A 14384-nucleotide genomic window follows, 5' to 3' on the forward strand; every position below is an offset into this window, starting at 1 on the left:
CGCGGACAGGAAGCCCGCGCCATACGGAAAGACGTGTCCCGCGGCCGTCAGCTCGACGGCTTGCGCGTCAGGATCGCGGCGAGCTGCGCGCCGTTCGGGCTGCCGAGGCCCGTGCACGCATCCCAGCCCTGCGCGGCCGCGTACGTACCGTTCGATCCTTGCGTGATGTCGCGCAGCGCACCCGGATTCTTGTAGAGCACCGGATTGACCCAGCCGGCAGTCGCACCGGCCGTCGCATTGATCCGTGCAATCAGCGCGGCCCACAGCGGCGCGACCGCGCTCGTGCCGCCCATCACCGTGGCCGTGCCCGCGATCGACACTTCGTAGCCCGTCTGCGGCGATGCATCGCCCGCCACATCCGGCACGCCGCGCTTCGCGAGCGGTGTGCTGCTGCCGTCGGCGCGCGTGAGCTTCAGCCCCTGCTGCCACGACGGCAGGTCGAACAGCGTGCTGACGCCGCCCCCGCCCGCGCCGCCGCCGGCCGCCTCGTCGTTCCACGTGACCTCGCTGCGGATGCCCTGCCCGGGCAACGCGTCGAGCTGCGTGCCGCCGCAGCCGAGCACGTACGGGCTCGATGCGGGGAAGTCGACATGATCGGCGCCGTCCTGCAGCCCGTCGCCCGAACCGCTGTCGCCCGATGCCGCGCACACCGTGATGCCCTGTGCGGCCGCCGCCTGCAGCACGCGGTTGAACGCCTGCGCGGACTGCGCCTGCCAGATCGCTTCCGGGCCGCCCCAACTGATCGAGATCACCGACGGCTTGTTGGTCGTGTCGCTGACGGCCGCGTTGACGGCCTGGATGAAGCCCGCGTCGCTGTTCGGCGCGAAGTAGACGGCAATCTTCGCGGCCGGCGCGATCGCGCCGGCGATCTCGATGTCGAGCGCGACTTCGCCGTCCGGGCCGCTCGGGTCGCCGGTCGGCGTGTTGCGGCCGGTGCCGACGTTCACGTCGACGAGCGTCGGCGGCGTCGTGATGCCGAGCCCGCGGAAATACTGCTGGATATCGGCCGCGCGGTAGCCGCCGCCGAGCTCGATGATCGCGATGCATTGCCCGGCGCCGTCGCCGGCCGGGAAGCCGTACAGCGATGCCAGCTGGATCGGGGTGAACGTGACGGCCGCCGCACCGCCGCGCGCGGGCCTGAACGGCGGCCGCAGCCGGAAGTGCGGCCGCGCCTGCGGACGGCTGTCGAGGCCGAGCACGGCCGTGACGGCATCGCCGAGCTCGTCGGGCAGCGCGATCGGGCCGGAGCGGCCGCGATACTGGCCGATCGACTTGTGCTCGAAGCGCTCGAGCTTGACGCTGAACGCGGCTTCGAACTGCTGGATCGTGCCGGACACCACCACGACGCTTTCGACCGGATCGACACGATCGACCGTCAGCTGATGACGATGCGCGAAGTCCTCGGCCTTGCGAATATCGTCGGGATTGGCGGAAAAGCGTTGTGCGAAGGTTGCGCGCGACACCGGTTTCGCTTGCGCGTCGCCGGTGGCGAGCTGGTGAAGCAGCGTATCGAGTTGCCCTTCTTCCTGCCGCCGCAACATGATCGTGACGTGGATGCGTTCTGCCGGATCGCACGGGCCGAGGCACTTGGACTCGGCGACGATTCGGGGTTCACGGTCGGCGTGAAGATGCCTTGCCATGTTCAGACCCTCCTTGGTACCGCGTTGCACGGAACAACCAGGCAATCGGACAGGGCCGGCGGGAGACGGTTCCGTTCGGTCGGTCGGGTTTCGCGCAGCGCGAAGTAACAGGGAGTTTAGAACAGTCAGACGATTTGCGCGCATGCCCTTCCGCGACGGGGCGCACGCGCGGGCCGGCGTTGCGCGCGGCCTGCCTCGGGTGCGGCGATGCGCCGCGCGACCCGCGGCGGCGCGACACCGCATCGGCACTCAGTCCATCGACAGGCGCAGCGCGAAGCCGATCAGCGCCGCGGAAAACGTCCAGCGCTGCACCGTCTGCGCGAGCGGATGCGCGCGCATCCACGCGGCGATCCGCGACGCGCCGAACACGCACGCGAGGTCGAAGCACACGCCGGCCGCCACCAGCAGCGCGCCCAGCTCGAACATCTGCAACACGACCGGCCCGGCCTCGGGGCGCACGAACTGCGGCAGCAGCACCGAGCAGAACAGCAGCGCCTTCGGGTTCAGCAGGTTGGTGAGCAAGCCCTTCACGAACGACTGGCGCAGCTCGCCCGCCGTCGCCGCCGCATCGCCGTCGCCGAGCGCGAACACGGGCGAACGGAACACCTGGATCGCGACATAGGCGAGATAGAGCGCGCCGCCGTAACGGATCACTTCGTACAGCCACGGCGCGCTGCGAATCAGCGCCGCGACGCCGCAGGCGGACAGCGTCACGTGCGCGGTGCGCGCGAGCGACAGGCCGGCCGCCGCCGCCATCCCCGGCCGCACGCCGCGGCCGATGCTGGTCTGCAGCACCAGCGCCATGTCCGGCCCCGGCACGGCATAGATGGCCGCCAGCGCGGCGAGATAAATCAACAGCAAATGCGTGGAAATCATGGTCTGCCCCTGTCCTCTTACGACGATATGTTGCCGCCAGAGGGCGAGGGATTATTGGCCATCTTTGGTTCAGGATTGGCGATCCGTAGGGGAATCCGCCACAATCTCGAAATCCATAAAAGGATTCCGCCAACATGACCGAACTCGACAAAACCGACCGTGCCATCCTCGCCGCGGTGCAGCGCGACGGCCGCCTGCCGATCGCCCGCCTCGCCGATTCCGTGGGTCTTTCCGAGACGCCCTGCGCGCGGCGCCTGAAGCGCCTCGAAAACGACGGCTACATCGAGCGCTACCGCGCGCAGCTGTCGCGCCAGGCACTCGGCTTCGGTGTCGTCGCATTCGTTCTCGTGCGGTTCGCGACGCACGATCGCAAGACCGCCGACCGCTTCGAGCGGGAGGTGCTCGGCATCGAGCGGATCCTGGCATGCCACAACGTGGCGGGTACGGCCGACTATCTGCTGCAGGTCGTGGCGCGTGACCTCGACGACTACGGCACGTTCCTGCGCGAATCGCTGCGGATGCTGCCGGGCGTGACGTCGATCGAATCGGCGCTGTCGCTGCGCGAGGTCAAGCACGACGCGGGGCTGCCGGTGCCGTGATGCCGGCGGGCGGGCGGCACACGCAAGCCGCACCCGGCGCCCGGTTCGTCACTTCGACGCCGATCGATGTGGGCCGCGTCGGAGCAGGCTGCCGCAACACTCGTCCACATTGGGGATACCGGCGGCCTACACGATGTCGGGCGGCTGGTGCGCGCGTTCGAGATCCTCGAGAAACGCTTCCACGAGCGGATTGCCGCGCCCGTTGCGCGCGACGACCATGTGGAACGTCACGTCGTAGCGCAGCTGCTCCGGATTGAGCGGCGTGAGCAGCCCCTGCGCGACGTACGGCGCCGCGAAGTGCTGTGGCAGATAGCCGAGGTGGTGGCCGGACAGGATCAGCAGCGCGACGGCCTCCATGTTGTCGGCGGTCGCGGTCACGCGGTCGGGCGTCGTCGACATCTGCGCTTCGGGCAGCGGATACGAGCGCCACGCCCATTCGAAGCCCGCGACGTCGGCCGGCGTCAACGCGCCGGCGCCGTCGAACAGCGGATGGCCGCGCCCGCAGTACGCGACCTGGCGCTCGATGAATAGCGGCGTGTAGTGCAGCGTCGGCACGCGGTGCCAGAAGTAGCCGACCGCGATCTGGATCTCGTCGCTCAGCAGCTTCTCCTCGAGATCGCCCGGCGCGCGCACGGAAATCGAGAAACGCACGGCCTCGTCGCGGGTGCGGAACGCGGCGATCGCCTCGGCGATCCGCGCGTTCTGGCTCACCGGCGTATGGCCAATCAGGCCGATGTGCAGCGTGCCGACCAGCTGGCGGTCCATGTGCCGCGCGGCCATCCCGAATTCGTCGAGCGCCGCGAGCAGCTTGCGGCTCATCGCGTGGAAGCGCTCACCCTTCGGCGTGAGCCGGAAACCGCTGCGGCCGCGCTCGCAGAGCCGGTAGCCGAGCCGGGTCTCGAGCGACGACAGCTGCGCGCTGATCGTCGACTGCCCGACGTTCAGCACGGCCTGCGCGGCCGAGACGCCACCCGCGTCCGTGACCGCGAGAAACACGCGGATCAACCGCAGATCGAGGGTCGACAGATTCCCCAGCACGTTCATCCCCTTCCATACATCGATGAAAATCGATGTTTACGTCGATATCTTCGCATTCTTCTTTCCGGGCCGAGCGCGTAAAACTGTGCGTCAAGCCGCGTCGCATGATACGGCAACCCCACATCGGAAGAGACAGCCATGAACGACCACACCCATTTCCAGCCGCTCGGCGGCAATGAAATGCCGCGCTGCGGCGGCATCGCGACGATGATGCGCCTGCCGCACGTGGCGAGCGCCGAAGGCCTCGACGCCTGTTTCGTCGGCGTGCCGTTCGATCTCGGCACCTCCAACCGCACCGGCGCGCGCTTCGGCCCGCGCCAGATCCGTACCGAATCCGTGCTGCTGCGCCCGTACAACATGGCCACGCGCGCGGCACCGTTCGATTCGCTGCAGATCGCCGACATCGGCGACGTCGCGATCAATCCGTACAACCTGCACGATTCCATCGCGCGCATCGAAGCCGCATACGACGCGATCCTCGAGCACGACTGCAAGCCGATCACGCTCGGCGGCGACCATACGATCGCGCTGCCGATCCTGCGCGCGATCCACCGCAAGCACGGCAAGGTTGCATTGATCCACGTCGATGCCCACGCCGACGTGAACGACACGATGATGGGTGAAAAGATCGCACACGGCACGCCGTTCCGCCGCGCGGTCGAGGAAGGCCTGCTGCACGGCGACAAGGTCACGCAGATCGGCCTGCGCGGCACGGGTTACGCCGCCGAGGATTTCGACTGGTGCCGCGAGCAGGGCTTCCGCGTCGTCCAGGCCGAGGAATGCTGGAACAAGTCGCTCGCCCCGCTGATGGAAGAAGTGCGCGCGCGCGTCGGCGACACGCCCGTCTACATCAGCTTCGACATCGACGGCATCGATCCGGCCTACGCGCCGGGCACCGGCACGCCGGAAATCGCGGGCCTCACGGTGCCGCAGGCGCTCGAGATCATCCGCGGCGCGAAGGGGTTGAACATCGTCGGCTGCGATCTCGTCGAAGTCGCGCCGCCGTACGACCCGTTCGGCACCACGGCGCTGCTCGGCGCGAACCTCGCATACGAGCTGCTGTGCGTGCTGCCGGGCGTCGCGTACCGCGACTGATCCCCGCGCCGCCACCTATTCCAAATCAGAGGATTCAGAGGAGCACAAATAAAGATGGGGACTTCCGTCAAGCAACCGAAGCGGGCGGCGCTCGCATCGTTCGTCGGCACCACGATCGAGTGGTACGACTTCTATAGCTACGCGACCGCCGCCGCCATCGTGTTCGGGCCGCTGTTCTTTCCCGGCGAAAACCGCTTCATCAGCCTGCTCGCGTCGTTCGGCTCGTTCGCGGTCGGTTTCTTCGCGCGGCCGCTCGGCGGCGTGATGTTCGGCTACCTCGGTGACCGCTTCGGCCGCAAGCGCTCGCTGCTCGCGACGCTGATGCTGATGGCCGTGTCGACGGTCGCGATCGGCCTGCTGCCGACTCATGCGCAAGCCGGGGTGATCGCACCGATCCTGCTCGTGCTGATGCGCGTGCTGCAAGGCATCGCGGTCGGCGGTGAATGGGGCGGCGCGGTGCTGCTCGCCGGCGAGCATGCGCCGGAAGGCAAGCGCACGTTCTTCGCGTCGTTCGCGCAGCTCGGCAGCGCGAGCGGCCTGATCCTGTCGATGCTCGCGTTCGGCGCGATCAGCACGCTGTCGAAGGAAGACATGATGAGCTGGGGCTGGCGCGTGCCGTTCCTGGCAAGTTCCGTACTGCTGATCGTTGGCTTCGTGATCCGCGCGAGCGTGTCCGAGTCTCCCGAGTTCGAGGAAGTCAAGAAGAGCGGCAACATCGCGCAAAAGCCGCTGCGCGAAGCGCTCAAGTACTGGCCGCTGCTGCTGCTCGCGATCGGTGCGAACGTGTACGGCATCGCCGGCGTGTATTTCAGCAACATCTTCATGATCAGCTACGCGACGCAGTTCCTGTCGCTCGACCGGTCGATGGTGCTGCATTGCATGACGATCGTCGCCGTGCTGCAGTTCGTCGTGCAGCTCGCGGCCGCGTTCCTCGCACAGCGCTTCGGCACCACGCGCGTGCTGCTGATCACCGGCGCATGGGCCGCGATCGTCCCGTTCGTCATGCTGCCGCTCGTGCACATGGGCACGCCGCTGTCGATCACGGTCGGCGTCGGCCTCGCGACGCTCGCGGAATCCGGCTACTACTCGGTGGTCGCGGGCTTCGTCAGCGGCATCTTCGTCGCGCGCATCCGCTACACGGCGATCTCGATCGCGTACCAGGTGTGCGGCGCGCTCGCCGGCGGCCTCACGCCGCTCGTCGCGACCATCATCGCGCAGAACACCGCGCCGCAATGGTGGCCGCTCGCGCTCCAGTACACGAGCGCCGCAATCGTGTCGTCGCTGTGCGTGTGGCTGATCTCGCGCCGCGTGAGCATCGACGATGCGGGCGTGCCCCGCAAAACGGCCGACACGTTGCCGCGCGCAGCACGCACGGCTTGACGCACATGCGCACCGGGCCGGCGGCTTCGCCCGCCCGGTGCTCGTACATCTGGGGGCGGCCGTCTGGCCGCCCTTCCTGTTTTCCGCACCGCGCCCCGATCAGTGCACCTGGTTGCGCAGTGTCTTCGCGGCGGCGACCATGTTCGTCAGCGCCGGAATCACTTCCACCCACTGGCGCGTCTTCAGGCCGCAGTCCGGGTTCACCCACAGGCGTTCCGCCGGAATCCGCTCAGCCGCCTTTTTCATCAGGCCGACGATGTGCGCCTGCGTCGGGATGTTCGGCGAATGAATGTCGTACACGCCCGGCCCGATTTCGTTCGGATTCCTGCACGCCGTTCGCGGTGATGCGGAACGATTCGACCGCCCACTTCAGGTACTCGCCCCACCGCGCGCGGCGCAGCGGCAGCCCTTCGCGCAGCGCGGCCTCGTCGATCGACTATCTGGCCGCGTTCGTCGCGCTGGCGCGCGAATCGACGTGGAGCGCGCCGCGCATGCTGCGCTAGGCGCGCTCCGTGGTGATGCGCGTCAGGCGGCGCGCATGCCAATGCGTTCGCCGCGCTCGACCCATGCGCCGAACAGCAGGCCGATCGTCGTCCACATGATCACCTGCATGCCGATGGCCGCCACGCGGAACTTCCACAGCAAGGCCGCCGGGAAATCGGCCGGCAACTCGCTGACCGACGGCAGCCCGATCTGCACGGCCGCGATGATCGCGACGAACACGAGTCCGGCGACGATCGACGCGTTCCACTGCCCGAGCTTCGCCAGCAGATGGCGGCGCACGCTGACCGAGAACACCATCGTCGCGACCGAGATCGCGATCATCAGGAAGAACAACCCCGTGCGATAGCCGATCGTGTCGGGGTCTCCGACCGACGGCGGATTGGCCGGGTACTTGATGTTCGGCACGATCACGAGCGCGACGAACGACGCCAGCGCAAGCCACGCAGCCAGCGGCCGTGCCGGGAGACGGCTGCCTCGGCCATACGCATACGCAAAGACCAGCGAGAACAGCCCGCCAAATGCCGCGCCGTAGGTCACGACGCCCGTCAGCAGACCGAGGCCGGCTTGCGTGTGGCGGCTGACCAGTTCGGGTTCCGGTGCTTCGCCTCGGGCGGCTTCGGTTTTTTCTTCGAAGGAGATTGCCTGATCGACTTGCGGTTCGCCGACGATTTTGGCGAAACCGAACGTGAGGAGGCCTGCGGCGATGCCTGCGAGCATCCCGCGCATGAGCAGCTTTCCGACCATCGTGAACTCCGCGTCAGTGGCAGGGGAAGCCGAGCAGATGGCGGCCGTCGTGGACGAACTCGTGGACATACATGCCCGGCACGAGCGACGTCGCACCTTGTTCCGCACCGACGAAATACAGCGCGAGCAACAGGATCAAGCCGACGAACACGGCCCACGGCAACAGTTCGCGGACGGGGATGGGTGCCGGCACGACCGCCGGCTTCAGCACTGCTTCGCTCATGGATGCACCTCAGGGGGAATCGCGCCCCGACAAATGTTGGATGGGTACGAAGGCAGGTCTGGCTTCCGGGATCATCGATCACCGGTTACAGTGGCGCGACCGCGCCGGGATTGCACCGGCTTCCGCGTTTCGTATCGGGCGAATTGTACGCGCGAACGTTCGCGTATTGAAGCGGCGGCAGGTGATCGAATTCACTCGTCCCGGATCATCCGAAAAACGACATGAACATGCATGCCTCGCTGCGCCTGATCGCACACGCCTCGACCCGGGCAATGCGCACCGGTACGTTTCCCGACGACGACCCGCTCGACGCGCACGGGCTTGCCGACGCCGCGGCGCTGCACGACCGATGGGCACGCGTGACCGGCGCGCGCGTGCTGTGCAGCCCGGCCCGCTGCGCGGTGCAGACCGCCGATGCGCTCGGCCTGCATGCCGACATCGATGACGCGCTGCGCGACATCGACTACCGAAACTGGCGCGGCAAGCGGCTGCACGACCTCGCGCGCGACATGCCTGACGAATTGGGCGCGTGGATCGGCGATCCCTGCGCGTCGCCGCACGGCGGCGAATCGTTCGATGCAGCGATGCGCCGCGTCGGCACGTGGTTGAACGCGCTGCAACACGGCCGCGACATCGTCGCCATCACGCACGCGCCGATCGTTCGCGCGGCCGTCGCACATGCCATGCGACTGGATCCCGGCGCGGCAACCCGCATCGACGTCGCACCGCTGTCGTGCACGACATTCGCTGCGGCGCCGCACGGATGGACGTTGATCGCCGACGACGATCGGCGCGACACTGCGACGTAGCCGCCTGCCATGTTGAGTTCGCGATATCGACCACGACACAAGCCGACGTGTCGCGTCGTATCGCAATTGCCTGGCGATGTTTACCTTACGTCGCTGTAAGACGCTCCGTTCGTTGTCCCTGCTGTCATCAAACTGACTGCTAGCCGAAGCTAGGATCGGTCGCGGTTCCCTTACGAGATACCGTCATGAATCAGCCTGCTTCGTCTGCCCCGAGCAATTCGGGTTCCGTCGAGCGTACCAAGCAGCTCGGCTATGCCGTCTTCCTGCTGGTGCTCGCGATCGGTGCGGTCTATATCGCCACGCACCTGATCGACGATCTGTCGCCGATGCGCGAAGGATCGCTGTTCCCGTACCTGATGCTCGGCGCCGCGCTGCTGATCGCGCTCGGCTTCGAATTCGTCAACGGTTTCCACGACACCGCGAACGCGGTGGCCACCGTGATCTATACGCACTCGCTGACACCGAACGTCGCGGTGATCTGGTCCGGCCTGTGGAACTTCCTCGGCGTGATGATCTCGAGCGGCGCCGTCGCGTTCGGCATCCTGCAACTGCTGCCGGTCGAGCTGATCCTGCAGGTCGGCAGCGGTGCGGGCTTCGCGATGGTGTTCGCGCTGCTGATCGCCGCGATCGTATGGAACCTCGCGACCTGGTATTTCGGGTTGCCGTCGTCGAGCTCGCATACGCTGATCGGGTCGATCATCGGCGTCGGGCTGATGAACCAGCTGATGCACGGGCCGTCCGGCAAAAGCGGCGTCGACTGGGGCCAGGCGCTCGGCGTCGGCAAGTCGCTGCTGCTCTCGCCGCTCGTCGGCTTCCTGTGCGCGGCGCTGCTGCTGCTCGTGCTGAAAACCCTCGTGCGGATTCCGGAGCTGTACAAGGAGCCGCCGAAGGACCAGCCGCCGCCGTTCTGGATTCGTTGCCTGCTGATCCTGACCTGCACGGGCGTGTCGTTCGCGCACGGCTCGAACGACGGGCAGAAAGGGATGGGACTCATCATGCTGATCCTGATCGGCACGGTGCCGACCGCCTATGCGCTGAACAAGGCCGTCACGCCGGCCGAGACACAGACCTTCGTGGCGGTTGCGAACCAGGCCGCCGCGACGTTCGGGAAGTACACGAACGGCGTTGCACCGTCCGCGAACCCGCGTGCCGACGTCGAGCTTTACGTACAGCATCGCCAACTGACGCCTGCCGTGATCCCCGCCGTGCAGCAGTTGTCCGCGTCGCTCGCGACCGCGGTCGGTGCATCGGGCTCGATGGCGGCCCTGCCGCAACGTGACGTCGACAACGTGCGCAATACGATGTATCTGGTGTCCGAAGCCATCCGCCTGATCGAGAAGTCCGGTCAGCCCGCGTTCGCCGCCGACGACAAGCTCGCGATCGACAACTATCGCAAGCAGCTCGACCACGCGACCAAGTTCATCCCGACGTGGGTGAAGGTTGCGGTCGCGATCGCACTGGGCCTCGGCACGATGGTGGGCTGGAAGCGGATCGTCGTGACCGTGGGCGAGAAAATCGGCAAGCAGCATCTGACGTACGGACAGGGCGCGTCGGCCGAACTCGTCGCGATGCTCACGATCGGCGCGGCCGACGTGTACGGATTGCCGGTGTCGACGACGCACGTGTTGTCGTCGGGCGTCGCGGGCACGATGGCGGCGAACGGATCGGGCTTGCAGTGGGGCACGGTTCGCAGCCTCGTGCTGGCGTGGGTGCTGACGCTGCCGGCGTCGATCGTGCTTGCCGGCGGGCTCTATTGGCTGTTCCGGTCGGTGGCGTAAGCGGTGATGCGGCGGGGGCCGGCAGGAGCCGGCCACCCGCCGTAGAAAACTCGACCCTCGTTTCTCCGTTTCTCCGTTTCTCCGTTTCTCCGTTTCTCCGTTTCTCCGTTTCTCCGTTTCTCCGTTTCTCCGTTTCTCCGCTTCTCCGTTTCTCCGTTTCTCCGTTTCTCCGCTTCTCCGCTTCTCCGCTTCTCCGCTTCTCCGCTCCGCTTCTCCGCTTCTCCGCTTCTCCGCTTCTCCGCTTCTCCAATTCGACGCGTCGAGGCACTCGGTGCGCCCATGCCGCCGCGAGCGCTCCCCCTCTTTCTTTCCCGAATTGAAGCGCAAGATCTGGAGCGCGCCGGCGCGTGGACATCCGTAGACTGGGCTCATCAACATTGACCGTGGACTCAATCGTGCGGACGACGTGCCCGAAGCATTCCGCACGACTACATGGCGCCACATTGCTGACGAACCGAGGGACGCCCGTGAACATTGCCGACCTGCAACCTGCCGTCGAATCGCTCGACATTGCACAACGCATCGACGCGATCGACTGGACGACTGTCGACGCCGATCTCGATCGCTACGGATGTGCGCGCGTCCCTGGCCTGCTCTCGGCAAGCGAGTGCGCGACGATCGCATCGCGCTATCCGCACGATGCACTCTATCGCTCGCGCGTCGTGATGGCGCGGCACGGGTTCGGTCGCGGCGAATACAAGTATTTCGCGTATCCGCTCCCCGCGATCATCGCCGAGCTGCGTGCGACGCTCTACCCGCATCTCGCGCCTATCGCGAATCGCTGGAACAAGGCACTCGGGATCGACGTCCGCTATCCGGCAGACCACGCGGCCTTCCTCGATCGCTGCCACGCGGCAGGACAGACGCGACCGACGCCGCTGATCCTGCAATACGGCGCCGATGACTACAACTGCCTTCATCAGGACCTGTATGGCGAGCACGTGTTTCCGCTCCAGATCGCGATCCTGCTGTCGGCGCCGGGCCGCGATTTCACGGGCGGCGAATTCGTGCTGACGGAACAGCGACCACGCATGCAGTCGCGCGCGGAAGTGGTGCCACTGACACAAGGCGACGCCGTCATCTTCGCCGTGCACGGCAGGCCCGTGCAGGGAACGCGCGGCGTCTATCGCGTCAACCTGCGCCACGGCGTCAGCCGGATTCGGAGCGGCCATCGCCACACGGTCGGCATCATCTTCCATGACGCGCAGTGACGGCTATCGGAACGAGCACGACGCTGCCGCGCCATCCGCCACGCAGGTGAATTCTCGCGGGACATACCGCGCATCCGACGTGCCAATCGCGCGTGATCGATCAGGGTTCTTCGCGAGCGGGTATCACCAGGCGGTCAGTTCGGTCAGCCACCATGACAGATGACCTTTTCGCTTCTCGTCAGACCGTCGCTGCGCGCTGGGCCCACGTTTGGAGTGCGCGACAGAGAGCCCAGACGCTCACCTGTCGCCGCACACAGGCGACAGAAAACCCGGCCTACCCGCGCGCCACATTTGCCCGTAGCCGGTCACCCGCATCGGAGGCGAGCCGTGCATAGCCCGGCAACGTCAGCAATGCGAGTACGCCCGCTGCGACGAATGCCCAGCGGAAGTCGTCGAGTACGTAGTGCATGCCGACCGCATCGCCCCGCACCAACGCCGCGAGTCGAAGCGACAATGCACCGAACGCGATGCCCATCCCGATCGTCATCTGCTGAGCAGCGCTCCACAGCGTGCTGGCCGCGCTTGTCTGCCGGGCCGGGATATCCGCATAGGCGAGCGTGGCGAGCGTCGTGAACTGCATCGACCGCGTCAGTCCGTAGACGAATACGACGAACAGCGTGATCATCAGCGGCGTCGATGCAGTCAGCCAGCCGCATGCGATCGTGAAGAGGCCGACTATCGTCACGTCGACGAGTGCGACTCGCCGGAAGCCGTAGCGGTCGAGAATCCACGACGTTCCCGCCTTCATCCCGAGATTGCCGAGCGCACTCGCGAGCAGCAGCAGGCCGGACTGGAACGGCGATAGCCCGAAACCGATCTGGAACAGCAGCGGCAGCAGGTACGGTACGGCATTGATGGCCATTCTCGTGATCGACCCGGTGATCACGGTCACCGAGAACGTCGGCACTTTCAATGTGGTGAAATCGAGCAGCGGATGCGCGCAACGTTGCGCATGCCACCAGGCGGCGACGCCGAACAGCACGCTTGCACCCACCAGGACGGCTGCGCGCGTAAAGTGGACGTCCTGCTGGCCGGCCGCTTCGGTACCGATCAGCAGACAGGTCAGCGCGCCCCCGGCGAGCACGAAGCCGAGCCAGTCGAGCGGCCGTTGCTCGTCGGCCCGCGTGTTCCGGACGATCAGCCAGGTGCAGACCAGTGCGGCAATGCCGAACGGGACGTTCAGCAGGAAGATCCACCGCCATGACGCATAGGTCGTGATGAAGCCGCCGATCGGCGGCCCGACGACAGGTGCGACGATGCCTGGCCACGTGATCGTCGCGATCGCGCGCATCAGCTTCGCTTTCTCGGTGCTGCGAACGACGATCATGCGCCCGACCGGCACCATCATCGCCCCGCCGACGCCTTGCAGCAGGCGCGCGGCGGTGAATGTCACGACACCCTCGGACAACCCGCACAGCACCGACGCACCGGTAAAGACGACGATTGCACTGGCGAATACCGTGCGCGAGCCATAGCGGTCCGCGATCCAGCCGCTGATCGGGATGAACACTGCCAGCGCCAGCATGTAGGCCGTCATCCCGAGGCTCAGCGCGTTCGGTCCGACACCGAACGAGCGCGCCATTTGCGGTAGCGCGGTCGCGATCACGGTCGTGTCGAGGTACTCCATGAAGAACGTCGCGGCGACGAGATACGGCAAGAAGTCGGTCGTCCGACCACCTTGGGCTGGGCTGTCAGTCATGAATTGTGCAGGAGACGGAATACGGAGGACACCGATCACCCACGGTTGCCTGGAAGCGCCGGGAATCGGGACGAAAGGCGATATTACCCCGAAGGGCTTGCACCCCGCTCTGCCGCGCATGTCGCCCGAATGGACTTTATGCGCATAGATTTTTATGACGATTTGGCGCCGAGTTCGTTGTGTGCGCCGACGATCACGTCGCCACAGCGTGTCGAAGGCGCGGTCGATGCCTCAGGATGTCTTTCGCCCAGACGTCTCAATTACCAGCCATTTTCAGCCAAAATTGCTCATCCTCTGCCATTACGGCGCCATCCATGAATGGATCGACGTTATATAGGCACTCATTGACGTGCCGATTGATGTGGGCCAAAGGAGAACGCACCGGGAGATTTCGGTGGTACGGGGCTGTAGGTCGCTCGAGAACAATGGAGGCCCGCGTCAACGCCGCATTCGACGCTTCGGTACCTGCCAGATTGGTGTGGGGGCGTGGCGGAACACACCTAAAAATTTTGGTGGTAGCAGCGCTGTTGGTTGCTCGAGAACGGCAAAGTGCCGGAATCGACGCATGCGGCGCCTGGATATGGCCAGGCCGCCCACTCCGCTCCCCCATGCATTTCCGCCACCCAAATGCAAAAACCCCCGCCTTTTCGGGCGGGGGTTCTTGGCTTAGGGAGCCTGACGATTACCTACTTTCACACGGGAATCCGCACTATCATCGGCGTAGAGTCGTTTCACGGTCCTGTTCGGGATGGGAAGGGGTGGGACCGACTCGCTATGGTCATCAGGCA

At 66.2% G+C, this 14384-nt stretch carries 12 protein-coding genes, 1 rRNA gene, 1 pseudogene and 1 riboswitch; of the genes and pseudogenes, 6 read left to right on the forward strand and 8 right to left on the reverse strand.

Annotation, left to right across the window (positions count from 1 at the left end; translation table 11 throughout):
* Nucleotides 1-47 precede the first annotated feature (47 nt).
* Together F3J15_RS23860 and F3J15_RS23865 are read right to left on the reverse strand one after the other, a co-directional pair.
* Nucleotides 48-1640 (reverse strand): S53 family peptidase, encoded by a 1593-nt coding sequence (locus tag F3J15_RS23860; protein WP_166894434.1) that lies wholly within the window; start codon nt 1638-1640, stop codon nt 48-50.
* 249 nt (nt 1641-1889) lie between these two features.
* Nucleotides 1890-2516 (reverse strand): LysE family translocator, encoded by a 627-nt coding sequence (locus tag F3J15_RS23865; RefSeq protein ID WP_027790530.1) that lies wholly within the window; start codon nt 2514-2516, stop codon nt 1890-1892.
* 134 nt (nt 2517-2650) lie between these two features.
* On the opposite strand from F3J15_RS23865, the gene F3J15_RS23870 reads away from it, so the two are divergent.
* Nucleotides 2651-3115, forward strand: coding sequence for an Lrp/AsnC family transcriptional regulator (locus tag F3J15_RS23870; RefSeq protein ID WP_046549763.1), 465 nt, complete (start codon nt 2651-2653; stop codon nt 3113-3115).
* 126 nt (nt 3116-3241) lie between these two features.
* Here F3J15_RS23870 and F3J15_RS23875 read toward each other — a convergent pair whose 3' ends face one another.
* Nucleotides 3242-4153, reverse strand: coding sequence for a LysR family transcriptional regulator (locus tag F3J15_RS23875; protein ID WP_166894436.1), 912 nt, complete (start codon nt 4151-4153; stop codon nt 3242-3244).
* 138 nt (nt 4154-4291) lie between these two features.
* Here F3J15_RS23875 and speB point away from each other — a divergent pair, with 138 nt between their 5' ends.
* Both speB and F3J15_RS23885 read left to right on the forward strand, forming a co-directional pair.
* On the forward strand, nt 4292-5248 hold the full coding sequence (speB, locus tag F3J15_RS23880; protein WP_011353980.1) for an agmatinase: 957 nt from the start codon (nt 4292-4294) through the stop codon (nt 5246-5248).
* A gap of 54 nt (nt 5249-5302) precedes the next feature.
* Nucleotides 5303-6628 (forward strand): MFS transporter, encoded by a 1326-nt coding sequence (locus F3J15_RS23885; protein ID WP_166894439.1) that lies wholly within the window; start codon nt 5303-5305, stop codon nt 6626-6628.
* 99 nt (nt 6629-6727) lie between these two features.
* Here the strand turns inward: F3J15_RS23885 and F3J15_RS23890 are convergent.
* From F3J15_RS23890 to F3J15_RS23900, 3 genes and pseudogenes are all read right to left on the reverse strand, one after another.
* Nucleotides 6728-7061 (reverse strand): annotated as a pseudogene (locus F3J15_RS23890) (5-methyltetrahydropteroyltriglutamate--homocysteine S-methyltransferase); the annotation flags it as partial.
* A 92-nt stretch (nt 7062-7153) separates the two neighbouring features.
* The gene (locus tag F3J15_RS23895; RefSeq protein WP_166894440.1) at nt 7154-7876 is read right to left on the reverse strand and encodes a CbtA family protein; all 723 of its coding nucleotides are present in this window, start codon (nt 7874-7876) and stop codon (nt 7154-7156) included.
* Nucleotides 7877-7889: 13 nt separating this feature from the next.
* Nucleotides 7890-8099: a CbtB-domain containing protein gene (locus tag F3J15_RS23900; RefSeq protein WP_006488502.1), complete on the reverse strand. Its 210-nt coding sequence runs from the start codon at nt 8097-8099 to the stop codon at nt 7890-7892.
* 33 nt (nt 8100-8132) lie between these two features.
* Nucleotides 8133-8275, reverse strand: a riboswitch (cobalamin riboswitch).
* Nucleotides 8276-8320: 45 nt separating this feature from the next.
* Between F3J15_RS23900 and F3J15_RS23905 the strand changes: the two genes are divergently transcribed.
* The 3 genes from F3J15_RS23905 to F3J15_RS23915 all read left to right on the forward strand — a co-directional run bounded on the left by F3J15_RS23905 (nt 8321) and on the right by F3J15_RS23915 (nt 11897).
* Complete coding sequence (locus F3J15_RS23905; protein ID WP_166894442.1) at nt 8321-8908, forward strand: histidine phosphatase family protein; 588 nt, start codon at nt 8321-8323, stop codon at nt 8906-8908.
* Nucleotides 8909-9093: 185 nt separating this feature from the next.
* Nucleotides 9094-10686, forward strand: coding sequence for an inorganic phosphate transporter (locus F3J15_RS23910; RefSeq protein ID WP_166894445.1), 1593 nt, complete (start codon nt 9094-9096; stop codon nt 10684-10686).
* A 467-nt stretch (nt 10687-11153) separates the two neighbouring features.
* Nucleotides 11154-11897 carry a 2OG-Fe(II) oxygenase gene (locus F3J15_RS23915; protein WP_166894447.1) on the forward strand — a complete coding sequence of 248 codons (744 nt, stop codon included), beginning with the start codon at nt 11154-11156 and terminating at the stop codon, nt 11895-11897.
* 274 nt (nt 11898-12171) lie between these two features.
* On the opposite strand, the gene F3J15_RS23920 is transcribed toward F3J15_RS23915, so the two are convergent.
* Together F3J15_RS23920 and rrf are read right to left on the reverse strand one after the other, a co-directional pair.
* A complete protein-coding gene (locus F3J15_RS23920) occupies nt 12172-13596 on the reverse strand; it encodes a DHA2 family efflux MFS transporter permease subunit (protein ID WP_166894449.1) in 1425 nt (474 codons plus the stop codon).
* A gap of 673 nt (nt 13597-14269) precedes the next feature.
* Nucleotides 14270-14382: ribosomal RNA gene (rrf, locus tag F3J15_RS23925) — 5S ribosomal RNA — on the reverse strand.
* Nucleotides 14383-14384: the final 2 nt, after the last annotated feature.

The sequence above is a fragment of the Burkholderia sp. Ap-955 genome (assembly GCF_011753045.1).
GTDB classification, from domain to species: Bacteria; Pseudomonadota; Gammaproteobacteria; order Burkholderiales; family Burkholderiaceae; genus Burkholderia; species Burkholderia lata_D.